The sequence below is a fragment of the Micromonospora sp. NPDC049060 genome (assembly GCF_040649055.1).
Taxonomy (GTDB): Bacteria; Actinomycetota; Actinomycetes; order Mycobacteriales; family Micromonosporaceae; genus Micromonospora; species Micromonospora reichwaldensis.
Genome location: NZ_JBEZEV010000109.1, coordinates 1 through 19,953, shown reverse-complemented (window position 1 = coordinate 19,953; position 19,953 = coordinate 1). Strand labels below are relative to the sequence as shown.

Here is a 19,953-nt window from a genome sequence, read left to right as displayed (position 1 = left end):
GTTGGCGTTGAGGTCGACCATCTTCTTCTCGGCGATCTCACGCACCTGGGCCTGCGACACCGAGCCGACCTTGTCCTTCTGCGGCCCGGCACCACCCCCGCCGCCTTCGCCCGGACGCGTCAGGAGATGTCGCGCCGCCGGGTGATGAGTACGCCGACGACCCCGCTCACCACCGCGTAGCCGATCAGCACGAGCGCGCCGACCCACCAGGCGGGGGTGAAGTCCGTCTGGCCCTCGCTGACCATCACGGTCGAGGCGATGGCGGGCCAGATCACCTGCCACTTGACGACGGCCTCGCTGTTCAGCAGGTTCGACAGCAGCATGAAGAGCAGCCCCACCACCTGCGTGCCGACGAGGTAGAGCACCGCGGCGGTGATCACCGCGCCGAGCTGGTTGGTGATCAGCGTGCCGATGCCGATGCCCAGGACCGTCCAGATCGCGTACGCCAGCAGGTTGAGCAGCAGCGCCCGCTGCACGGCCCATTCGCCGAGCAGGGTGCCGTGGCCGTTCGCCGACAGGAACACCGCCCCGGCGGCCAGGTCGATCAGCGTGGTCACCAGCCAGAAGCCGATGCCCAGCAGGCTGGCCGCGACCAGCTTGCTGAGGATCACCGACGTGCGCCGCGGCGTGGCCAGGAACGTGGTGGTCGCCGTCTGGTGGAAGAACTCGTTGGTGACCATCAGGATGCCGATGAGCATCACGAACATCAGGCCCAGGTACTGCCCGGAGGTGTACAGGTTGGCGGCCTGCGCCGCCGCGGAGGCCTGGTCGCCGGTGACGCCCAGTTCCTCGGCGTTGCCGTTCAACGTCTCGTTGGCGACCCAGGCGTTGAAGGCGAAGGCCAGCGCGATCGACAGGAACGCGGCGATGGCCAGCCACCACCACGTGCTGGTGGTGCGGATCTTGAGAAGCTCGGACCGGACGAGGTTCATCGGATGCCCGCCTTTCCGGCCGTCAGCTCCAGGAAGACCCGTTCCAGGTCGGGCCGTTCCGTGGTCAGTTCGTGCAGTTCGACGCCCGCCGTCAGGGCGACCCGGCCCACGGTCGGGGCGTCCACCCCGCCCACCAGCAGGACGCCGTGCTCGTCGACGTCGACGGTGGCCGGCCCCTCCTTGAGGGCGGCGGTCAGCGCGTCGGCCTGCGGGGTGCGGACCCGGACCCGGATGCCCTGCGCCATCGAGCCGATCACCTGCTCGACCGTGCCCTGCCGGACCAGCTGCCCGGCCGCGATGATCACCACGTCGTCGGCGAGCAGCTGCATCTCCGACAGCAGGTGGCTGGAGACCAGCACCGTGCGGCCCTCGTGCGCGAGGTTCTTGAGGAAGCCGCGCATCCACCGGATGCCCTCCGGGTCGAGCCCGTTGGCGGGCTCGTCGAGGATCAGCACCCGGGGGTCGCCGAGCATCCCGGCGGCGATGCCGAGCCGCTGCTTCATGCCGAGCGAGTAGCCCTTGAACTTGCGCTTCGCCGCCGGGGTGAGCCCGACCTGCGCCAGCACCTCGTCGGCCCGGTGCTTCGGCAGGCCGGCCGCTGCGGCGATCACCCGCAGGTGGTTGATGCCGGTGCGGCCCTTGTGCGCGCTGGACGCCTCCAGCACGGCGCCGACGTGCCGCAGCGGGTCGGTCAGGTCGGCGTAGCGCAGCCCGCTGATGGTCGCCGTCCCGCTGGTCGGCGTGACCAGGTTCAGCAGCATCCGCAGCGTGGTCGTCTTGCCAGCGCCGTTGGGGCCGAGGAAGCCGGTCACCCGCCCCGGTTGGACGGTGAACGACAGGTCGTTGACGGCCCGGACGTTCTTGTACTGCTTCGTCAGGCCGGACACCACGATCTGACCGTCACCGGTGGGGCTTCTCTGCCCGTCAGTCATTGCTCTCCTTCGTGCGGTGGCGTCGGGGTACGCCGTGACACAGCGTGGCGGGCGGGCGCAACCAGGTCAATCAGGCGCACTTCCGAGATCCACCTCCGCCTCAGGCAGGAGGCCCTCATCCCCAGGAACGATTATCCGACGTCGTCGGCCACGGCGATCCACGTTGCCCGGGCCCAGGCCAGGAGGGCGCCGTCGGGGGCGTACAGGCTGGTGTGCACGAGTGCCTTGCGGCCCTCGCCGCCGACCATGGCGCCGGTCACCACGCACTCGTCGCCCGGCTCCGGCAGCGCCGCGACCACCGCCGCGATCCGGCCCAGGACGTACGGCCGGCCGGGGGCGATCACGGCCCAGCCGCCGGGGCAGTCCAGCGCGGCCCAGACGGTGGCGGTCGTGACCGACCCGGGCGCCCGGAACGGCGCGGCGGTGCGGCCGTCCGGCAGCCGTCCCGGAAAGATCCGCAGCCCGTCGGCGCGGTCCGGGCCGCAGACGTAGCAGCCCGGGAAGGGGTGGTCGACCAGCCCGGGGTACGCCGCCGAGGCGGCCCGCGCGGCCGGCAGGTCCACCGGCGGCACCACCGCCCGGGGGTCCTCCGTGGGGCGGACCTGGGCGACGAGGTGGCCCTGCGGGTCGCGGACCTCGCCGTCGACGAGAGTGAGCGGGGTCTCCAGCGGGGGAGGTCGACGCAACGTCACCTCGACCGGCCCGGGGCCGGCGGCGCCGGCGATGACCCCGGCGCTCCAGCCGCCGTTGCCCGAGCCGGGCGGCCCGTTGAAACGCGACTCGATGATCATGAGACACCTCCGACCGCGACGCCCGGCCCCGTCGCCGGTGCGCCCCCGGCAGCCTCGCACGCCGCCGACCCCGGTGGTCGTCCGGTGCTGTGCCACTGTTGGGGTCGTGCCCAGGACCCACCTGCCGGCCGGCCGGACCCGCGAGGCGGCCCGGCGTCGGCTCCGCTCCCTCGCCGGCTGGGAGCTGCTGAACATCCCCCTACAGGCGTGGGTGTGGTTCCAGCTGGTGGGCCTGCCGCCGACGGCGGCGAATCTCGCCGGCTTCGGGGCGTTCGCGGCCCTGCTCGTGGTGGGCGCGGCCTACTGGGCGCTCAAGCTCCGGCAGTTGCGCCGTGGGGAGCCGCGTCTGCCCGGTCGGCGCCACTTCGTCACCGCGCGCGTCGCCCTGCCGATCCTCCTGGCCGCCGTGATCGCCGCCTGCGCGGTGGCCGCCGCGCAGGCGCCCGGCGCGGGGTCGTACCCGGGGCTGGCATTCGGCCTCTTCGCCGTACTGGAGTACGTCAACTACTTCCACGTGCAGCTCATGCACGACAACCGGGCCGACCTGCGGCGACTGGGCACGGTCGGGTTCCGGCGCTCGCATCTCTCCCGGGACCTGCGCGCCACGCGCTGAGACGAGCGCCGGCCCCGCCCGCCGTCGTCGCCCCGACACCGGCACGGGCCGTTCACCTCATCGACACTCCTCACCCCGCCGGCCGGCAACCCGGGCCGCCTACACAGGTCCCATGGCCGTTCTGCACGCCGCTGGCGCACCCCTGACGACCAGCGGTTACACCCTGCTGATCGCCGACGACCCGAGCGAGGTCGCGGCCGCGCAACGCCTCCGTCACGAGGTGTTCGCCACCGAACTCGGCGCCACCCTGCGCCCGGGGGCCGCCGGGCTCGACGTCGACGACCTCGACGCGTACTGCGACCACCTGATCGTCCGGCAGGAGGGCACCGGGGAGGTGGTCGGCACGTACCGGCTGCTCCCGCCGGGCCGCACCGACCGGCGGTACGCCGCGACCGAGTTCGACCTCACCGGGCTCGACCCGCTCCGCGACGACCTGGTCGAGGCCGGCCGGTCCTGCGTGCACCCCGATCACCGATCCGGCGCCGTGATCAACCTCATGTGGGCCGGCATCGTCCGCTACCTGCACCTGCGCGGGTCGCGCTGGCTCGGCGGCTGCGCGTCGGTGCCGGTTGCCGACGGGGGCGGGACCGTCGCGCGGGTGTGGGACGAGGTCTCGGCCCGGCACCTGGCCCCGCCGCGGCTGCGCGTACGGCCGAGGCGCCCCTGGTTCGCCGAGCCGGACAGGATCGCCGGGCCGGCGGCGGCCGACGGCTCGACGGCGCGGGCCACGGTCCCGCCGCTGCTGCGCGGCTACCTGCGCCTCGGCGCCTGGGTCTGCGGCGAGCCGGCGTACGACCCGGACTTCGGGGTGGCCGACTTCTACGTGCTCTTCTCCCTGGACCGGATGAACCCCCGTTACCTGCGGCACTTCCTCGGCGGGGCCGAGCGGTGAGCACCGCCGGACGCCTCTGGCTGCCCGCGTCGGGGTGCGGGCCGACCTGCCTCCCGCCGGCCGGCGAGGTGCCGACCGTGTCGCCCGTACGGCGGGCCGGCCGGACCCTCGCCGTCCTCGGGACGCTGTCGGCGGGGGCGGCGCTGGCGGCGCTGCTGCCGGTGCTGCCGGCCCGGGACCGGGCGGCGGCCCTACGTGGTTGGGCCCGGTGGACGCTGCGCGCGTTCGGCGTGCGCCTCGTGGTGCGCGGCCGGCCGCCCCGGCGGCCGGCGCTGCTGGTCGCCAACCACGTCTCCTGGCTGGACGTGCTCGCGCTGCTGGCCGTCGCGCCGGCTCGGATGGTGGCCAAGCGGGAGGTCCGGTCCTGGCCGCTGGTCGGGCTGCTCGCGGCGGCGGCGGGCACGGTCCTGGTCGACCGGACCCGCCCCCGCGCCCTGCCCGCGACGGTCGCCCGGGTCACCGCTGCGCTGCGCGCCGGCAGCCCGGTGGCGGTCTTTCCGGAGGGTACGACCTGGTGCGGCACCGCCGACGCGATCGCCTGCCGCCCCGGCCGGGGGTTCCGTCCGGCGCTGTTCCAAGCGGCGATCGACGCCGGGGCGCCGGTGGTGCCGCTGCGGATCGGCTACCGGTGGGCCGCGACCGGCGTGCCGACCACGGCCGCCGCATTCGTCGGGGACGACGACCTGCTGCACTCGGTGGGCCGGGTGCTCGCCGCCCGGGGCCTGGAGGTGCGGGTGACCGTCTCCACCGCGCTGCATCCCGCCCAGGACGCCGACCGGCGGCTGCTCGCCCGGGCGGCCGAGTCGGCAGCGCACGCCCCCGCTGCCGCCGTCAGGAGGGCGCCGGCGGGAGACGCGGCATGAAGACGGAGGGAGAGGCGGGTCAGCCGACCGGGCCGACGTGCTTGGCCAGGCCGACGAACGACTGCCACGCCCGGGCGCTGAAGTGGAGGGTGCCGCCTTCCCGGTCCTTGGTGTCGCGCACCAGCACGACGCCCGGCAGGTTGTCGGCGACCTCGACGCAGGCTCCGCCGTTGCCGCCGGATCTCGTCGACTTACGCCACCGCGGGGTCGTCACGTCCATGACTTCGCCACCTCCTTGATCAGCACGGTCGACTGCCGGCGGGGGAGGGCCTCGTTCCGCACGATCTCCCACGTCCTGGCCAGCCTAGCAACATCGGTGGATGCGTCGACGATCTGCGCGCTGAGCTGATTGTCGGCGTAAGTGACCCGGGTGCCGTCCGGCAGCTCGGCGATGATGAACTGGCCGGCCAGTCCGAGATACATGCCGGCGTCGGCCGGGACGACGTGGAGCTGCACGTGTTCCAGCGTCGCGACGGCCACCAGGTGGTCGAGCTGCTCGGCCATGAGCCCCGGTTGGTCGAGCACCGGCCGGCGCAGCACGGCCTCGTCGACGACGGCGATGAGCTGGGGTGGCCGCTCCCGGCCGAGGATCGCCTGACGCTCCAGCCTGGACGCGACGATCCGCTCGACCTCGTCGGCCGTGAACCGGCCCCCCGCCAGCGTGGCGCGGGCGTAGCGTTCGGTCTGGAGCAGGCCCGGCACGTACGCCAGCTCGAACCAGCGCAACGTCGCCGCCTCCCGCTCGAACTCGATCCACTCCCGCAGCCAGGCCGGCGTGGCGTCCAGCCGGGCCAGCTCACGGAGCATCCGGCCGAACCGCTCGCCCGTGTCGTGCTGGTCGTCGATCGCCTTCATGTACTCCCGGGTCGGCGGGCGACCGCCCGTCTCGACGGAGCTGACGTGCGATCCGGAGTAGCCGATCGTCCTGCCGAAGTCGTCCTGGCTCAGGCCGAGCTGAGCGCGGAACGTGCGTAGCTCACCCAGCACGTAGTTGGTGGCGGTGCCCATCGATTCCCCACATTCTGCCCGGTCCCGTCGGCGTGTCTCCCGTGCCCGCTCGACCGGCTCGTTGACCTGCGCGGATGTGGCGAGCATGTGTCGACGGTAGTGGTGTCCTCACCAGACTGTCACCACGCGGGCCCGTTCGCCGTCGTCGAGGACGTGGGCGGGTCCTGCCGGGGCCGCCCCGCTTTCCCGTGGCGGGGCGGCCCACCTCGACAGCGGGGTGGGGGAGAGAGTGGGTCACCGCGGAGGCTGGCACCGGAGTCGGTGCGGACGGCACTGCGCCTGCCCGAACTGCGCGGAGCGGCGGGAGATCCGGAGCAGGAGTCCGAAGTCGGCGCTGGGGGCTTGGGGCGCGCGGCCGAAGCCCGCTCCGGCCCCGCACCCGCCGCCCCGCCCGAGTAGGCCGGCTCCGTACATCCCTGGCCCCGTCGGGCCCTTCGCGCCGCCTCCGGTCGGGCCGAGGGCGAACGACGCGACCGAGATCCTGTGGTACGGCGCGGCCGATCTCGCCGCCGCCGGGCGGGCGCACCGGATGAACGGGGGGCGCTGGTGAGGCCCGTGCTCTCCACCCGGCTCCCGCAGCCCGGCCCCGGACCGCGCCCCGAGCGGCCCCGCCACCGGATCGAGGGCCGGCCGCCGCACACGCCGCTGCGACCGCACTGGGGTTGTCGCTCGTGCGGCCAGCCGTGGCCCTGCGCGACCGCGCGACTGTTGCTCAAGGCCGAGTACGAGGGCGCGCAGCAGAGCCTCACGATCTACCTGGCCGGCCTCATGTGCGAGGCGATGCGCGACCTCTACCACCTCGACCCCCACGGCGGCCCCAGCCCTCGGGCCATGTTCGACCGCTTCGTGGCCTGGGGCCCGTACCGCCGGCCGCTCGTGGAACCGGTGCCGTGAGGCCGTCAACCAGCGCTTGTCATATCGCGATGTATCGCGTTAGTGTCCTACCATCCGACGCGCCGACGACTCGGCACGCCGTGGAGGGAGGACACATGACCGACTGGACCGTGCACGCCCCGCAGCGGATCACCCTGGACGGGCCCGTCGGCCGACTCGACGTCCACCTGCTCAGTGGTCGCCTCAACGTGGTGGCCACCGACGGGCCGCCCCGGGTCGACATCACCCGGGTCGGCCGCCGGCCGGTCCTGGTGGAGCACCGCGACGGCCGGCTCTCCGTACGCCAGCAGCGACGCTGGCGGCTCGCGGACCACGTCTTCTGGCTGGGCCCGCTGTCCCGGCTGCCCCGGGTCGACGTCTCCGTCGCGGTCCCGGCCGACGTGCTGGCCGACCTGGAACTCGTGGAGGGCCAGCTGGTCGCGTCGGGCCTGCGCGGCAAGACCCGGGTGGAGGTGACCTCCGGCCGGATCGCCCTGATGGGCCTTCACGGCCGGACCTCGGCGAAGACCATGGCGGGCCCGGTCGAGGCGCTCGGGGTGGCCGGCGACCTGGACCTGGAGACCGTCGCGGGAGAGGTGACCCTCGCCGACAGCGCGGCCGAGCGGGTCCGCGCGCACACCGTCTCCGGGGCCATCACCTGCGACCTGGACAACCCCCGGCGCAGCGACATCCGGCTCAGCACGATCTCCGGCAGCATCACCGTCCGGGTCCGCGCGGACAGCGACCTGGCCGTCCGCCTGCACACCACGTCGGGCCGGATCACCAGTGGCTTCCCCGAGGTGCGGGGCAGCGCCGTCCCGGGGTCCGTGGTGGACAGCGAGGGCGTGCTCGGCGCGGGTGAGGGTAGGCTCTCCGCGTCCGCCACGTCGGGCAGCATCGCGCTGCTCGCCCGCCCGGTGGACGACGACGAGGAGGAGCTGCCGTGACCGCCGTGTTCAGTCACGGGCGGCTCCGGCTCTACCTGCTCAAGCTCCTCGACGACGGCCCGAAGCACGGCTACGAGCTGATCCGCCTGCTGGAGGAGCGCTTCCTCGGCCTCTACGCGCCCAGCGCCGGCACCATCTATCCCCGGTTGCAGCGGCTGGAGGCCGACGGCCTGGTCACCCACACCGCCGCCGGTGGCCGCAAGGTCTACGAGATCACCGAGGCGGGCCGGGCCGAGCTGCGGCAGCGGGCCGGCGAGCTGACCGCCCTGGAGTCGGACATCGCCGCCTCGGTGGAGGACCTGTCCGCCCTGGCCGGAGAGATCCAGAACGAGGTACGCGGCTCCGTCCGCGACCTGAAGCGGGAGCTGCGCGAGGCGGCCCGGCAGACCCGTCGTCCCCGCTGGGCGCCCCCCGGCCCCGGTCCGACGCCCGCCCCCGCCCCCGGCCCGTCGCCCGTACCCCCCGCCGGCCCGACTTCCGCGTTCGGCGCGTCGTCGGAAGCTGGGCCGGCGTCCGCGTCCACCGCCACGCTTGCCGAGTTCGACCAGCGGCTGGCGACCTTCGCCGTCGAGGTGGGCGCCCTGGTGCGGGCCCGCCGGCTCAGCGACTCGCAGCTGCGTACGGCCATCCGGCTGCTCGACGGCGCGCTGGACGGGCTGCGCCGGCTGCTGCGCTGAGCCACGCCGCCTCACAGGTTCTTTCCAGCGAGTGCCCAGCGCGGACGCAGCGAGAGCGCGGATGATGGGCGGCATGGCCGCTACCCAGACCGAGGCGCGACTGCTCGTCGTCGAGGACGATCCCAACATCCTCGAACTGCTCTCCGCGAGTCTGCGCTTCGCGGGCTTCGACGTGGCCACCGCGACGAGCGGCAGCGCCGCCCTCAACGCCGCCAAGGACCACCGCCCCGACCTGGTGGTGCTCGACGTGATGCTGCCCGACCTGGACGGCTTCGAGGTCATCCGGATGCTGCGCGAGGGCGGCACCCGTACGCCGGTGGTCTTCCTCACCGCCCGTGACGCGACCGACGACAAGATCCGTGGGCTGACCCTGGGCGGGGACGACTACGTCACCAAGCCGTTCAGCCTGGAGGAGCTGACCGCCCGGATCCGGGCGGTGCTGCGGCGGACCAGCAGCGGCGAGCAGGCGCCCTCCCGGCTCACCTTCGCCGACCTGGAGCTGGACGAGGAGACCCACGAGGTGCACCGGGCCGGCCAGCGGGTGCAGCTCTCGCCGACCGAGTTCAAGCTGCTGCGCTACCTGATGCTGAACGCCAACCGGGTGCTGTCCAAGGCGCAGATCCTCGACCACGTGTGGAACTACGACTTCCGGGGCGACGACAACATCGTCGAGTCCTACATCTCCTACCTGCGCCGCAAGGTGGACAACACCCAGCCCCGGCTGATCCACACCCTGCGAGGCGTCGGCTACGTCCTGCGCAAGCCGGCGGCGTGAAACCGCTCGACCAGGGCAAGGCGCGGCTGCGCAGCGTCCCGCTGCGGGTCAAGCTGGTCGCCGCGGTGCTGGCCCTGGTCGCCGCCGCGCTCCTGGTGATCAGCTCGCTGACCACCGTCTTCCTCCGCGGCTACCTCATCGAGCAGGTGGACGGGGAACTGCGCGGCACCACCCGCTCGGTCGACGCGGTGCTCAACCTCTACAAGGAGGGCCGGACGGGCGGCACCGTGCTGCCCAGCGACTTCGTCGTGGCCCTGGCCGCGCCGGACGGGGTGATGTCGCCCGTGTACGACACCCGCAACTTCCGGTCCGACCAGCTGCCGCGACTCCCCGACACCGTCGCGGGTTTCGCCGAGGAGACCGGCGAGCCGCGCACGGTCACCTCCCAGGACCACAGGTCCCGCTGGCGGATGCTCTACACCCAGCTGCCCGACGGTGAGGTCCTGGCCGTCGGGCAGCACCTCACCGACGTCGACCGTGCCGTCAAGCGACTGGTCTGGATAGACCTGCTGGTCGGCGGCGCGGTGCTGGTCCTGCTCGCCTCCATCGGCGCGGCGATCGTCCGGACCAGCCTGAAGCCGCTGGTGGAGATCGAGCGTACGGCCGCCGCCATCGCCGGTGGCGACCTCACCCGGCGGGTGCCCGACCCGGAGCAGGGGCAGCCCGTCCCCACGTCCGAGCTGGGGCGGCTCTCCCGGGCGTTGAACGCCATGCTGAACCAGATCGAGGTCGCCTTCACCGCGCGGGCCGCCTCGGAGCTGGCCGCCCGGTCCGCCGAGGCCGCCGCCCGGGAGGCGGCCGGCTCGGCGCGGGCCTCCGAGGCGCGGGCCCGCCGCTCCGAGGAGCGGATGCGGCAGTTCGTCGCGGACGCCTCGCACGAGCTGCGGACGCCGCTGACCACCATCCGGGGCTTCTCCGAGCTGTACCGGCAGGGCGCGGCGAGCGCGCCGGAGCAGACCGCCGACCTGCTGCGCCGCATCGAGCAGGAGGCGGCCCGGATGGGGCTGCTGGTGGAGGACCTGCTGCTGCTCGCCCGGCTGGACCGGGAGCGACCGCTCTCCCTCGCCCCGGTGGAGCTGCCCGTGCTGGCCAGCGAGGCGGTCGAGGCCGCCCGGGCGGTGGCGCCGGAGCGCCGGATCGAGCTAAGGGTCACCCCCGGCTCCGGTCCACTGGTCGTCTACGGCGACGACGCCCGGCTGCGCCAGATCATCGGCAACCTGATGACCAACTCGCTCACGCACACCTCGCCGGAGGCCTCGGTGACCCTGCGGCTGCGCGCCGAGCCCGGGAACCTGGCCGTGGTGGAGGTGGCGGACACCGGTCCCGGGCTCACCCCGGAGCAGGCGGAGCGGGTCTTCGAGCGCTTCTACCGGGTGGACGCGGCGCGTACCCGGCGGGCCGGCGGCAACACCGGCACCGGCCTCGGCCTGGCCATCGTCGCGGCGCTGGTGCGCGCCCACCACGGCACCGTCGAGGTGGCCGAGACCCCCGGCGGGGGAGCGACCTTCCGGGTCCGGCTCCCGCTCGTGCCGGACGACGAGGGCGATGGCGAGTGACTTTCAGCCAACATTCAGGTGCGTTCCAGGCGGATCGCAGTGGTGCGCGTCAAGGTGGAGACATGACCGAGCACGAGTCCGACCCGCAGCGCCGGCCGGCCCACCCCGACGCCGAGCCGTCGCACCCCACCGCCGAGCTGCCGCGCGCCGAGCGCGCGCAGTCCGACTCCGCCCCCGCCGGTGACTCCGCCCCGACCGTCGGCCTGACCACCGTGCCCGGCGGCGACCCCGCCCCGGCCGCCGGTGACTCCACCCCGACCGTCAGGTTCGGCACTGCGCACGGCGGCGACTCCGCCCCGGCCGCCGGTGGCTCCGCCCCACTGGGCGGCGAGGCGCCGCGTACCGCCGGGTCGGGCCCGGCCGCCGACGGCCCGCCGGCCGGCGACGGCGGCCCGCGCGCCGCCGAGCCGGCCCGCGCCCCCGAGGGCGCCGGTCCGCTCGACCGACCCACCCCGCCCGGCCCCTTCGCGCCCGCCCCGGCCGTTGCGCAGCACCCGGCCGCCGGCCAGCCCCAGCCGTATCATCCGCAGGCCGCCGGCCAGCCCGGTCACCCGCACGCGGCGGGCCAGTCCGGTTACCCGCAGGCCGCGGGCCAGCCCGGCTACCCCCAGGCCACCGGGCAGCCAGGTCACCCGCGGTCCGGCTACCCGCAGGCCCCCGGCGCGCCCTGGTACGGCCAGCAGTCCGGCTGGAGCGGCGGGGGACAGCCGGGACAGCCGTACGGTCACCAGCCGCACCCCTCCGGCCAGCCCGTCCCGCCCTGGGCGGCCCCGCAGACGGCGGGCCCCCGGCCCAGCCGGATCGCCAAGTTCGCCGGCGCCGGGGTGGCGGTCTTCGCGCTGATGCTCGGCTCGGGCGTCGCCGGCGGGGCGCTCGCGCTCGCCGTCGACGGCGACTCGGGCATCACCCGCACCTACTCCGCCGCGCCGATCATCAACGGTGCCGACCTGCCCCGGATCGCCGCCGCCGTGCAGCCCAGCGTGGTCTCGATCGGCACGGACAACGGCGAGGGCTCCGGCGTGATCCTCACCGCCGACGGCTTCGTGCTCACCAACAACCACGTGGTCGCCTCCGCCACCGACGGCAAGGCCGTGGTGACCTTCGCCGACGGCAAGACCGCCGAGGCCAAGATCGTCGGCACCGACCCGAAGACCGACCTCGCGGTGGTCAAGGCCGACGGCGTCAGCGGCCTCAAGGCCGCCACCTTCGGCGACAGCGACGCGATGCAGGTCGGCGACCAGGTGCTCGCCCTCGGCAGCCCGCTGGGCCTCCAGGGCTCCGTCACCGCCGGCATCCTCAGCGCCCGGGACCGCACCATCCAGGCGGGCAGTGGGCAGCAGCGGCAGGACCCGGCGCAGGGGGCCAGCTCGATCGCGGGGCTGCTCCAGACCGACGCGCCGATCAACCCGGGCAACTCCGGCGGCGCACTTGTCAACACCAGGGGCGAGGTCATCGGCATCAACACCGCGATCGCCACCGCCGGGCAGGGCAGCAGCGGCAACATCGGCGTCGGCTTCGCCATCCCCAGCAACAAGGCCAAGGACGTGGCCGGCAAGCTCCAGCGGGGCGAGAAGGTCAGCCACCCGTCGCTCGGGGTCAGCGTGACCCCCGCCGAGGGCGGCGGGGCCCTGGTCGCCGCCGTCACGCCGGGCAGCCCCGCCGAGAAGGCCGGCCTGCAGCGCGGCGACGTGGTCACCCGGTTCGGCGACAAGGCGGTCAACGACTCGGACGACCTGGTCGGTGCCGTGCAGGCCGGCAAGGTCGGCGACCGGGTCGAGGTGACCTACAAGCGCAACGGCACCGAAGCCAGGGCGACCGTGACGCTCGCCGAGACGTCGTAACCGGCGACCGAAGACATTCCTCCTCCCTCCGGGTGGCGGGTGGCGGGGCCAAGGGGGTTGGCTCCGTCACCCGTCGCTCCCTCTGACGGCGGTTCACCCGGTGCGGGTGAGCCGCCGTCACCCGTCGCGCCGGAATCGTCGGCAGTCAGGACCGGCGAGGCGTACGGAGGGTGCGATGACCACGGCAGCGGCCGTTCGGGCCGACGAGCGGATCCAGCGGGACGTGCTCGACGAACTGGCCTGGGACGCCCAGGCGCAGCCGAACGAGATCGGGGTGACCGTCCACGACGGCGTGGTCACCCTGACCGGCTGGGTCGACGGGTACGCGCGGAAGTGGGCGGCGCGGCGCTGCGCGCAGCGCGTACGGGGGGTGCGGGCGGTCGCCGACGACGTCGAGGTGCGCCTGCCCGGCGAGCCGGGGCGTACGGACGCCGAGATCGCGATCGCGGCGGGCCGGGCGCTGGAGTGGGACAGCTTCGTCCCCGCCGAGCGGCTGGACGTCACCGTGGCCAACGGCTGGGTGATGCTCCGTGGCGAGGTGGAGTTCGGCTGGCAGCGGCGTACCGCCGAGCGGGAGTTGCGCCGGCTGCGGGGCGTACGCGGGGTGACCAACCTGGTCGAGGTGCGCCCCGTCGCCCGTACCGACAGCGAGCGGCTCCGGCGCGACCTCCAGCGGGCGCTGGGGCGCGGCATCGGCACGGAGCGGGTGACCGTCGAGGTGGACGGGGACACGGTCGTGCTGACCGGGGTGGTGCGCTCCTGGTGGGAACGGGACGAGGCGGAGCGGGTGGCCTGGTCCGGCGAGGGGGTACGGGCGGTGCGGGAGCAGCTCCTCGTGGGCGGGTGACCGCCCGGATCGTCCCGTTTAGTGGCGCCGCCGCCGGGAACCCGTCGTCGACCCCGCCCGCCCAGCGGGCACGGGGCCGGCCCGGTGATGCCACAGCAGTGACCGAGGGGGAGGAATCCGTGGCCGTGAACCATCCGTCGCCCGACCGATCGGCACCGCGGCCGTTGCGGATCGCGATGGTGGTGCCGCCGTGGCTGTCGGTGCCGCCGCCCGGCTACGGCGGGCTGGAACAGGTGGTGACCGGCCTGGTGGAGACGCTTGTCGACCGGGGCCACGCGGTCACCGTGTTCGGGGCGGGCCGGGAGCACGGGACCGCGGCGGCGTTCGTCTCGACGGTGCCCGAACTCCAGTTCGACCGGCTCGGCGAGGCGCTGCCCGAGCTGGCCCACCTGGCCCGGGTCAACCACCGGGTCCACGCCGGCGACTTCGACATCGTCCACGACCACACCACCATCGGCCCGCTGATCGCCGGCCACCGAGCCGTGCCCACCGTCGCCACCGTGCACGGCAACCCCGTGGGCGAGTACGGCGACGTGCTCAGCGAGACCGACAGGGGGGTCGGGCTGGTGGCCATCTCGCATGCCCAGCGCCGGCTCAACCCACCGCTGCACTGGGTCGGCACGGTGCACAACGCGATGGACGTCCGGGGCGTCCCGCACAAGACCACTCCCGGGCGGGGGCCGGTGCTCTGGCTGGCCCGGTTCAGCCCCGACAAGGGACCGGACGTCGCCATCCGGGCCTGCCGGGCCGCCGGCCTGCCGTTGGTGCTGGCCGGCAAGTGCAACGAGCCGGCCGAGCGCCGCTACTACGACCAGGTGGTCCGGCCCCTGCTCGGCGAGGACGTCCGGGTGGTGCTCGACGCCGACCGGGCCGAGGCGCTGCGGCTGCTGGTCGAGGCCCGGTGCCTGATCATGCCGATCCGGTGGGACGAGCCGTTCGGCATGGTGATGGTGGAGGCGATGGCGACCGGGACGCCGGTGGTGGCGCTGGACCGGGGGGCGGTGCCGGAACTCGTCCGACCGGGAAGGACCGGCCTGATCTGCGAGCACGTGGACGAGCTGCCCAGCGCCCTGCGCGCGGCGACGGGCATCGACCCGGCGACCTGCGTCGCGCACGTGGCGGAGAACTTCTCCACCGGGCGGATGGCCACCGGCTACGAGGAGGTGTACCGCCGCTTCATCGCGGAGGCGGCGTCGCCCGAGGCGGCCCGGGAGCCGGTCCGGGTCCGGGCCCGCTGACCGCCGCGGTCAGACCCGCGCCGCCCCGAGCGCGGTGATCGCGCTGTCCAGCCGGCGGGCGTACGCGTCGGTGAGGGCGCCCTCGCCGCGGCGGATCGCGACCTTCTCGCGGAGCCGGGCGATCCGCTCGCCCAGGTCGCCCGAGCGGGCGCGGGCCGCGTCGGTCAGGTTACGCAGCTCGTTGCGGAAGTCGAGGCCGACGTCGGGGCGGATCCCCCCGTCGTCGAGGCCGGCGCCGATCAGCCCGTCGACCCGGTTGGCCGCCTCGATGAGGTCGCCGCGCTCCGGAGCCGTCGGGGTGGGCCGGGGCGTGACCGGCGGCGCGGACGTCGGGGTCGGGGAGGCCGCCGGGGGCGGTGCGGCGTCGGCCGTGGGCGTGGGGGAGGGCGGTGGGTCGGACGGGCCGGTGCTGGGCAGCGCCCGGGGCGGGCTCGACTCCTCCTGACGGATCGCGGGCACGGCCAGGGCCACCCCCACGAGCAGTACGACCGGCACGATCAGCACCGGGCGCGGCAGGCGGCGCCGACGGCGCTCCCGGGCGTGGCGGGCGCTGCGCGGCTCGGACCCACCGTCCGGCCCTCCCGTGCCCGGCACCGCTCCATCTGCTGGCACCGTCCCGTTCGCCGGGGCCGGGGTGACCGGCTCGGCGGGCAGGGTCGGGAGGGCGACCGTCGGCGCGAGCATGGTGGCGGCCTGCGGATCGGCGGGAAGCAGTTGGTCGCGCAGGAGGGTGGCGACCTGGCGGGCGGTGGGCCGCGCCAGCGGGTCCCGCTCCAGGCAGCGCAGGCAGGTGCGGGCGACCTCCGGCGGCAGACCCGGCAGGTCGGCCAGCGAGGGCGGGCCCTCCCCGGCGAGCGCCTCGCTGAGCTGCTCCCAGGTGTCCGCCGGGTACGGCACCCGACCGGTCAGCGCCTCGTAGAGCAGCACGCCGAGGGAGTACACGTCGGTGGCCGGCTGGGCGGGTGCCCCGTCGAGCCGTTCCGGCGCCACGTACGCGGGCGTGCCGAAGGTGCCCCCGTCCTCGTCGTCGTCCGGCGCGCCGATCCGGGTGGCGATGCCGAAGTCGAGCACCTTGACCCCCGCCCGGGTCATCATCACGTTGGCCGGGGTGATGTCCCGGTGCACGATGCCGAGCCGGTGCGCGGCGGCGAGCGCGTCCGCCACCTGGGCGGCCACCTCGACCGCCTCGGTCCACGGCAGCGGCCCCTCGGTGAGCCGGACCTCCAGCTCCTCGCCGGCCAGCAGTTCCATCACGACGAACGACGTGATCGACCCGTCGGGCGCGACGGTCTCGCCGTAGTCGTGCACCGAGGTGACGTGCGGGTGGACGAGCTGGGCGGCGGCGCGGGCCTCCTCGCGCACCATGTCGCGGAAGCGGGCGTCGGCGGCGAGCGACGGGGCGAGCACCTTCAGCGCCACGATCCGGTCGAGCACCTCGTCGCGCGCCCGCCAGATCACCGACATGCCGCCGGCGCCGATCTGGTCGACGAGCCGGTACCGGCGGGCCAGCAACCGGCCGGGGTGCAGTGCTGGCTTCACGGAACGCACCTGCCTCGCTGTGGGAGCGCTATCAGGTTGCGCGAATGTGTCGGGCCTGTCAACGGTCGACTACCTTCCGGGACCCGGGCCGCTTCGGCGAGCCGCCCCTCGGCCGTCCCCGGGCCGGCACCGGGCCGCCCCTCGGCCGCCTTCGGGCCGCCGCCCGGGCCGCCCCTCGGTTGCCCCGAGGCCGCCCCTCGGCCGCCCCCCGGGCCGGCACCGGGCGGGCACTTTTCCGCCCGTGCCAGGATGGAACGCATGTCGCAGGGACCGGTGGCGTTCGTGCTCGGGGGCGGGGGAGTCCTCGGGGCGGTCGAGGTGGGCATGCTGCGGGCGCTGTTCCGGGCCGGCATCCGGCCCGACGTGGTGCTCGGCACCTCGATCGGGGCGGTCAACGGCGCGCTGGTCGCCGCCGAAGCGTCCGAGGCGGTCACCGACCGGCTGGTCCGGCTCTGGGCCTCGCCCGAGGCGAGCGAGGTGTACGGCGACTCGGTGGCCCGCCAACTGCGCCGGTTCGCCGCCCGTACCCACCTGCACTCGCCGCGCCCGCTGCGCAAGCTGCTGGAGGCCGAACTGGGCGCGGAGACCACCTTCGCCGATCTCAAGGTGCCCTTCCGCTGCTGCGCGGCCAACATCGAGCGGGCCGCCGAGCACTGGTTCGACAGCGGGCCGCTGGTGCCGGCCGTGCTCGCCTCCGCCTCGGTGCCGGGGCTCCTGCCGCCGGCCCGGATCGACGACCAGCACTACATCGACGGCGGGATCGTGAACTCCATCCCGATCGGCGAGGCGGTCGCCGTGGGCGCCACGCGGATCTTCGTACTCCAGGTGGGCCGGATCGAGCGGGCGCTGACCCCGCCCCGGCGACCCTGGGAGATCGCCCAGGTCGCGTTCGAGATCGCCCGGCGGCACCGGTTCGCCCGGGAGATGGCGGCCCTGCCCGACGGGGTGGAGGTGCACGTCCTGCCCACCGGCGGGCTGGAGCCGCGCGACGACACGCCGTGGGCGTACCGGGACATGGCGGCGGTGGGGCGGCGGATCAGCCGCGCCTACACGGCCTCCCGGCGCTACCTGGCGACGCAGTTGGAACACTGATGCCCCTACCGCCGCGGTGGGTGCGCCGGCTGCTCCTGGCCCCCGGCGTGGTGCTGCTGGCCTTCCTGGTCGTGACGACCCTGCCGGTCTGGGCGCTGCTCGCGGCGGCCGCCTCGCCGCTGGTCCCGGGCCGGCTGCGGCCGCTGCGCCTGCTCTGGCTCGGCTGCGTCTACCTGGTCTGGGACGCGACGGCGCTGCTCGCGCTCTTCGTGCTCTGGGTCGCCTCCGGCTTCGGCTGGCGGGTCCGCTCGCCCGGCTTCCAGCGGGCGCACTACGTGCTCGCCGGCTGGTTCCTGCGGGCGCTCTTCTGGCACGCCCGCTGGGCGCTGCACCTGAGCATCGACGTGGTGGGCACCGACCCGGACACGGCCCTGCCCGGCCGGCCCGAGCTGGTGCTCTGCCGGCACGCCGGCCCGGGCGACTCGTTCATCCTGATCCACGCCCTGGTCAACTGGTTCAACCGGGAGCCGCGGATCGTGCTGAAGGACAGCCTCCAGTGGGACCCGGCGGTCGACGTGCTGCTCAACCGGCTGCCGAACCGCTTCCTCGCGCCGGGGCCGGACCGCCGGGGGTCGGTGACCGAGCAGATCGGGCACCTGGCCCACGGCCTGGACGACGACGACGCGTTCGTGATCTTCCCGGAGGGCGGCAACTTCACCCCCGGCCGCCGGCTGCGGGCCATCGAGAAGCTGCGCGGCCTCGGCCTCGAACGGATGGCGCGCCGCGCGGAGCGGATGCGGCACGTGCTCGCCCCGCAGCCGGGCGGGCTGCTCGCGGCGCTGGACGCCGCGCCCGACGCCGGGGTGATCTTCGTGGCGCACACCGGCCTGGACCGGATGCTGAGCGTCGGCGACGTGTGGCGGGAACTGCCGATGGACAAGCGGATCATCATGCGGTTCTGGTCGGTGCCGCCGGAGGAGGTGCCGACCGGTCACCAGGAGCGGATCGACTGGCTTTTCGACTGGTGGGCGCGGATCGACGAGTGGATCGCGGCCAATCGGGACGGTGCCGCGTAGGGTGCGCTGGTGGACCAGATCTGCGTGGTGACGACGGTGGTGGACGCCCGCTCGGTCGCGGACGTGATGGCGGCGGCGGCCGTCGCCGGTCGGCTCGCGGCCTGCGCCCAGGTGGGCGGCCAGGTGGACAGCACCTACTGGTGGCGTTCCGGGGTGGACACCAGCACCGAGTGGTCGGTGCAGTTCAAGACCGCGCCGGACCGGGCCGCCGCGCTGGTGGAGCAGATCCGGGCCAGCCACCCGTACGAGGTGCCGGAGATCCTGGTCACCCGGGTGGAGAGCGGCGACCCCGCCTACGCCGCCTGGGTGCACGAGCACACCCGGCCCTGAGTACCCGCACTCTGGTCAGGTGATCTCCCGGCCACCATGATGGCCGGGTGCAGAACACCGGTTACCCCTGTCCCGCCTGCGGCGCGCCGGCCGACCTCGGCTCCGGCTGCTCCGGTTGCGGCCGACCGCCGTACCCGGCCGCCGCCGAGGTGGTCCGGCTCGACCGGGAGATCGTCGCGCTCGGCGGCGAGGTCGAGCGGGCCCGCGCGGCGTACCAGGGGCTCACCGGCCGGCTGAACGCGGCCCGGCAGCGTCGGGCGGCGTTGGCCGCCGCGGTCCGGGCGGAGTTCCCCGCCCCGCGCCCGGCGGCGCCCGCGACTCCGGGGCCGGTGCGCCCCGCGTCCGTCGCGGCCCCGGTGCCGGTGCGCCCGGCGCCGGGCGTGACCCCGCCGCCGGCCGCGACCCCGGTGCCGGCCTGGCCGGGCCGGGGGCCGGTCGCTCCGGTCCCCGCGCCGGCGGGTGCGGGCGTCGGCGGGGCGGAGACCTCCACCCGTACGGTGCAGGGCCTGCTCTTCGTCCTCGGCGGGCTGCTGCTGGGCACCGCCGCGGTGGTCTTCACGGCGGTCGCCTGGGCGTCGGTGGGGGTCGCCGGCCGGGCCCTGATCCTGTTCGCGTTCACCGCCCTCGCCCTGGCCGCGCCGCTGGTGGCGGTGCGGCGTGGGCTGCGCGGCACCGCGGAGACCTTCGCCGCCGTCGGGCTGCTGCTGGTGCTCCTCGACGGGTACGCCGCCTGGTCGGTGGACCTGGTCGGGGTGGCGGACTGGCCCGCCACCCGGTACGCCGCGCTGGTCGGGGGGGCCGGCGCGGCGGTCGCCGCCGGGTACGCCCGGCTCAGCGGACTGACCGTGCCGTGGTTCGCGGCCCTGCTGACCGCGCAGCCGGTGCTGCCCCTGCTCGTCGTCGACGCCCGGCCGGACGCCGCCGGCTGGGCGCTGACCTTCCTGGGGGTGGCGCTGCTCGACCTGGCGGTGCTGGTCGCGCTGCGCCGCCGGGGCGCCCCGGCGGCCGGTGCCGGTGCCGTCGGGACGCCGGCAGCCGGGGGCCCGACCGCTGGTGGCCCGGTCCCCGGTGCCGTGGCCCCGGGCGGTGCCGTGGCCCCGGGCGGTGGAGGCGTCGCTGCGTCGGCTCGGCACCGACCACATCGACCTGTACCAGATGCACGAGCCGGACCCGGGCACCCCGATCGACGAG

The 19,953-nt window shown here is 75.0% G+C and carries 21 protein-coding genes and 2 pseudogenes; 15 read left to right on the top strand and 8 right to left on the bottom strand.

Translation table 11 applies throughout. The annotated features are described in order from the left end of the window. From AB0B83_RS27185 to AB0B83_RS27170, 4 genes and pseudogenes are all read right to left on the bottom strand, one after another. A pseudogene (locus AB0B83_RS27185) lies at positions 1–84 on the bottom strand (50S ribosomal protein L11); the annotation flags it as partial. Between the two features lie 35 nt (positions 85–119). Continuing rightward, entirely contained in the window at positions 120–932 is an 813-nt protein-coding gene (locus AB0B83_RS27180) for an ABC transporter permease (protein ID WP_151456603.1), read from the bottom strand. Then, on the bottom strand, positions 929–1,864 hold the full coding sequence (locus AB0B83_RS27175) for an ATP-binding cassette domain-containing protein (RefSeq protein ID WP_357580538.1): 936 nt from the start codon (positions 1,862–1,864) through the stop codon (positions 929–931). The genes AB0B83_RS27180 and AB0B83_RS27175 overlap by 4 nt, the downstream gene beginning before the upstream one ends. A gap of 131 nt (positions 1,865–1,995) precedes the next feature. Further along, the gene (locus AB0B83_RS27170; protein ID WP_357580537.1) at positions 1,996–2,655 is read right to left on the bottom strand and encodes a hypothetical protein; all 660 of its coding nucleotides are present in this window, start codon (positions 2,653–2,655) and stop codon (positions 1,996–1,998) included. A 106-nt stretch (positions 2,656–2,761) separates the two neighbouring features. Here AB0B83_RS27170 and AB0B83_RS27165 point away from each other — a divergent pair, with 106 nt between their 5' ends. From AB0B83_RS27165 to AB0B83_RS27155, 3 genes are all read left to right on the top strand, one after another. Then, positions 2,762–3,268: a hypothetical protein gene (locus AB0B83_RS27165; RefSeq protein WP_357580536.1), complete on the top strand. Its 507-nt coding sequence runs from the start codon at positions 2,762–2,764 to the stop codon at positions 3,266–3,268. A 112-nt stretch (positions 3,269–3,380) separates the two neighbouring features. After that, positions 3,381–4,160: a GNAT family N-acyltransferase gene (locus AB0B83_RS27160; RefSeq protein WP_357580535.1), complete on the top strand. Its 780-nt coding sequence runs from the start codon at positions 3,381–3,383 to the stop codon at positions 4,158–4,160. Then, complete coding sequence (locus AB0B83_RS27155) at positions 4,157–5,023, top strand: lysophospholipid acyltransferase family protein (RefSeq protein ID WP_357580534.1); 867 nt, start codon at positions 4,157–4,159, stop codon at positions 5,021–5,023. The genes AB0B83_RS27160 and AB0B83_RS27155 overlap by 4 nt, the downstream gene beginning before the upstream one ends. Positions 5,024–5,042: 19 nt before the next feature. Here the strand turns inward: AB0B83_RS27155 and AB0B83_RS27150 are convergent, their stop codons facing one another. Together AB0B83_RS27150 and AB0B83_RS27145 are read right to left on the bottom strand one after the other, a co-directional pair. Further along, positions 5,043–5,243: a DUF397 domain-containing protein gene (locus AB0B83_RS27150; RefSeq protein ID WP_357580533.1), complete on the bottom strand. Its 201-nt coding sequence runs from the start codon at positions 5,241–5,243 to the stop codon at positions 5,043–5,045. Then, positions 5,234–6,031 (bottom strand): helix-turn-helix transcriptional regulator, encoded by a 798-nt coding sequence (locus tag AB0B83_RS27145; RefSeq protein ID WP_357580540.1) that lies wholly within the window; start codon positions 6,029–6,031, stop codon positions 5,234–5,236. Before AB0B83_RS27145 ends, AB0B83_RS27150 begins: the two co-directional genes overlap by 10 nt. Positions 6,032–6,586: 555 nt before the next feature. Here AB0B83_RS27145 and AB0B83_RS27140 point away from each other — a divergent pair. The 8 genes from AB0B83_RS27140 (at position 6,587) to AB0B83_RS27105 (ending at position 14,785) form a co-directional block, all read left to right on the top strand. After that, a complete protein-coding gene (locus AB0B83_RS27140; RefSeq protein ID WP_357580532.1) occupies positions 6,587–6,925 on the top strand; it encodes a hypothetical protein in 339 nt (112 codons plus the stop codon). A 95-nt stretch (positions 6,926–7,020) separates the two neighbouring features. Continuing rightward, a complete protein-coding gene (locus tag AB0B83_RS27135) occupies positions 7,021–7,851 on the top strand; it encodes a DUF4097 family beta strand repeat-containing protein (RefSeq protein ID WP_357580531.1) in 831 nt (276 codons plus the stop codon). Next, the gene (locus AB0B83_RS27130; RefSeq protein ID WP_357580530.1) at positions 7,848–8,528 is read left to right on the top strand and encodes a PadR family transcriptional regulator; all 681 of its coding nucleotides are present in this window, start codon (positions 7,848–7,850) and stop codon (positions 8,526–8,528) included. The genes AB0B83_RS27135 and AB0B83_RS27130 overlap by 4 nt, the downstream gene beginning before the upstream one ends. 73 nt (positions 8,529–8,601) lie before the next feature. Continuing rightward, complete coding sequence (locus AB0B83_RS27125) at positions 8,602–9,303, top strand: response regulator transcription factor (RefSeq protein WP_089003225.1); 702 nt, start codon at positions 8,602–8,604, stop codon at positions 9,301–9,303. Then, positions 9,300–10,859: a HAMP domain-containing sensor histidine kinase gene (locus AB0B83_RS27120; RefSeq protein ID WP_357580529.1), complete on the top strand. Its 1,560-nt coding sequence runs from the start codon at positions 9,300–9,302 to the stop codon at positions 10,857–10,859. Before AB0B83_RS27125 ends, AB0B83_RS27120 begins: the two co-directional genes overlap by 4 nt. Before the next feature lie 62 nt (positions 10,860–10,921). Beyond that, positions 10,922–12,700, top strand: a complete 1,779-nt coding sequence (locus AB0B83_RS27115) for a trypsin-like peptidase domain-containing protein (RefSeq protein WP_357580528.1) — start codon at positions 10,922–10,924, stop codon at positions 12,698–12,700. A 175-nt stretch (positions 12,701–12,875) separates the two neighbouring features. Further along, positions 12,876–13,547, top strand: coding sequence for a BON domain-containing protein (locus tag AB0B83_RS27110; protein ID WP_357580527.1), 672 nt, complete (start codon positions 12,876–12,878; stop codon positions 13,545–13,547). A gap of 176 nt (positions 13,548–13,723) precedes the next feature. After that, positions 13,724–14,785, top strand: a complete 1,062-nt coding sequence (locus tag AB0B83_RS27105; RefSeq protein ID WP_357580539.1) for a glycosyltransferase family 4 protein — start codon at positions 13,724–13,726, stop codon at positions 14,783–14,785. A 9-nt stretch (positions 14,786–14,794) separates the two neighbouring features. On the opposite strand, the gene AB0B83_RS27100 is transcribed toward AB0B83_RS27105, so the two are convergent. After that, complete coding sequence (locus AB0B83_RS27100; protein ID WP_357580526.1) at positions 14,795–16,324, bottom strand: serine/threonine-protein kinase; 1,530 nt, start codon at positions 16,322–16,324, stop codon at positions 14,795–14,797. 258 nt (positions 16,325–16,582) lie between these two features. Between AB0B83_RS27100 and AB0B83_RS27095 the strand changes: the two genes are divergently transcribed. The 3 genes from AB0B83_RS27095 to cutA are packed head-to-tail and all read left to right on the top strand — an operon-like array spanning position 16,583 to position 18,762. Further along, entirely contained in the window at positions 16,583–17,416 is an 834-nt protein-coding gene (locus AB0B83_RS27095; RefSeq protein WP_357580525.1) for a patatin-like phospholipase family protein, read from the top strand. After that, positions 17,416–18,432: a 1-acyl-sn-glycerol-3-phosphate acyltransferase gene (locus AB0B83_RS27090; protein ID WP_357580524.1), complete on the top strand. Its 1,017-nt coding sequence runs from the start codon at positions 17,416–17,418 to the stop codon at positions 18,430–18,432. Before AB0B83_RS27095 ends, AB0B83_RS27090 begins: the two co-directional genes overlap by 1 nt. A 9-nt stretch (positions 18,433–18,441) precedes the next feature. Then, a complete protein-coding gene (gene cutA, locus AB0B83_RS27085; protein WP_311413068.1) occupies positions 18,442–18,762 on the top strand; it encodes a divalent-cation tolerance protein CutA in 321 nt (106 codons plus the stop codon). Positions 18,763–18,823: 61 nt separating this feature from the next. Here cutA and AB0B83_RS27080 read toward each other — a convergent pair whose 3' ends face one another. After that, entirely contained in the window at positions 18,824–19,534 is a 711-nt protein-coding gene (locus AB0B83_RS27080) for a hypothetical protein (RefSeq protein ID WP_357580523.1), read from the bottom strand. Between the two features lie 326 nt (positions 19,535–19,860). Between AB0B83_RS27080 and AB0B83_RS27075 the strand changes: the two are divergent. Next, a pseudogene (locus AB0B83_RS27075) lies at positions 19,861–19,953 on the top strand (aldo/keto reductase); the annotation flags it as partial.

What these genes read in the sequence shown, in the direction of transcription:
- AB0B83_RS27180 (WP_151456603.1), bottom strand. Translation starts at nt 932, where the DNA reads ATGAACCTCGTCCGGTCCGAGCTTCTCAAGATCCGCACCACCAGCACG.
- AB0B83_RS27175 (WP_357580538.1), bottom strand. Translation starts at nt 1,864, where the DNA reads ATGACTGACGGGCAGAGAAGCCCCACCGGTGACGGTCAGATCGTGGTG.
- AB0B83_RS27170 (WP_357580537.1), bottom strand. Translation starts at nt 2,655, where the DNA reads ATGATCATCGAGTCGCGTTTCAACGGGCCGCCCGGCTCGGGCAACGGC.
- AB0B83_RS27160 (WP_357580535.1), top strand. Translation starts at nt 3,381, where the DNA reads ATGGCCGTTCTGCACGCCGCTGGCGCACCCCTGACGACCAGCGGTTAC.
- AB0B83_RS27150 (WP_357580533.1), bottom strand. Translation starts at nt 5,243, where the DNA reads ATGGACGTGACGACCCCGCGGTGGCGTAAGTCGACGAGATCCGGCGGC.
- AB0B83_RS27145 (WP_357580540.1), bottom strand. Translation starts at nt 6,031, where the DNA reads ATGGGCACCGCCACCAACTACGTGCTGGGTGAGCTACGCACGTTCCGC.
- AB0B83_RS27135 (WP_357580531.1), top strand. Translation starts at nt 7,021, where the DNA reads ATGACCGACTGGACCGTGCACGCCCCGCAGCGGATCACCCTGGACGGG.
- AB0B83_RS27125 (WP_089003225.1), top strand. Translation starts at nt 8,602, where the DNA reads ATGGCCGCTACCCAGACCGAGGCGCGACTGCTCGTCGTCGAGGACGAT.
- AB0B83_RS27115 (WP_357580528.1), top strand. Translation starts at nt 10,922, where the DNA reads ATGACCGAGCACGAGTCCGACCCGCAGCGCCGGCCGGCCCACCCCGAC.
- AB0B83_RS27110 (WP_357580527.1), top strand. Translation starts at nt 12,876, where the DNA reads ATGACCACGGCAGCGGCCGTTCGGGCCGACGAGCGGATCCAGCGGGAC.
- AB0B83_RS27105 (WP_357580539.1), top strand. Translation starts at nt 13,724, where the DNA reads ATGGTGGTGCCGCCGTGGCTGTCGGTGCCGCCGCCCGGCTACGGCGGG.
- AB0B83_RS27095 (WP_357580525.1), top strand. Translation starts at nt 16,583, where the DNA reads ATGTCGCAGGGACCGGTGGCGTTCGTGCTCGGGGGCGGGGGAGTCCTC.
- AB0B83_RS27090 (WP_357580524.1), top strand. Translation starts at nt 17,416, where the DNA reads ATGCCCCTACCGCCGCGGTGGGTGCGCCGGCTGCTCCTGGCCCCCGGC.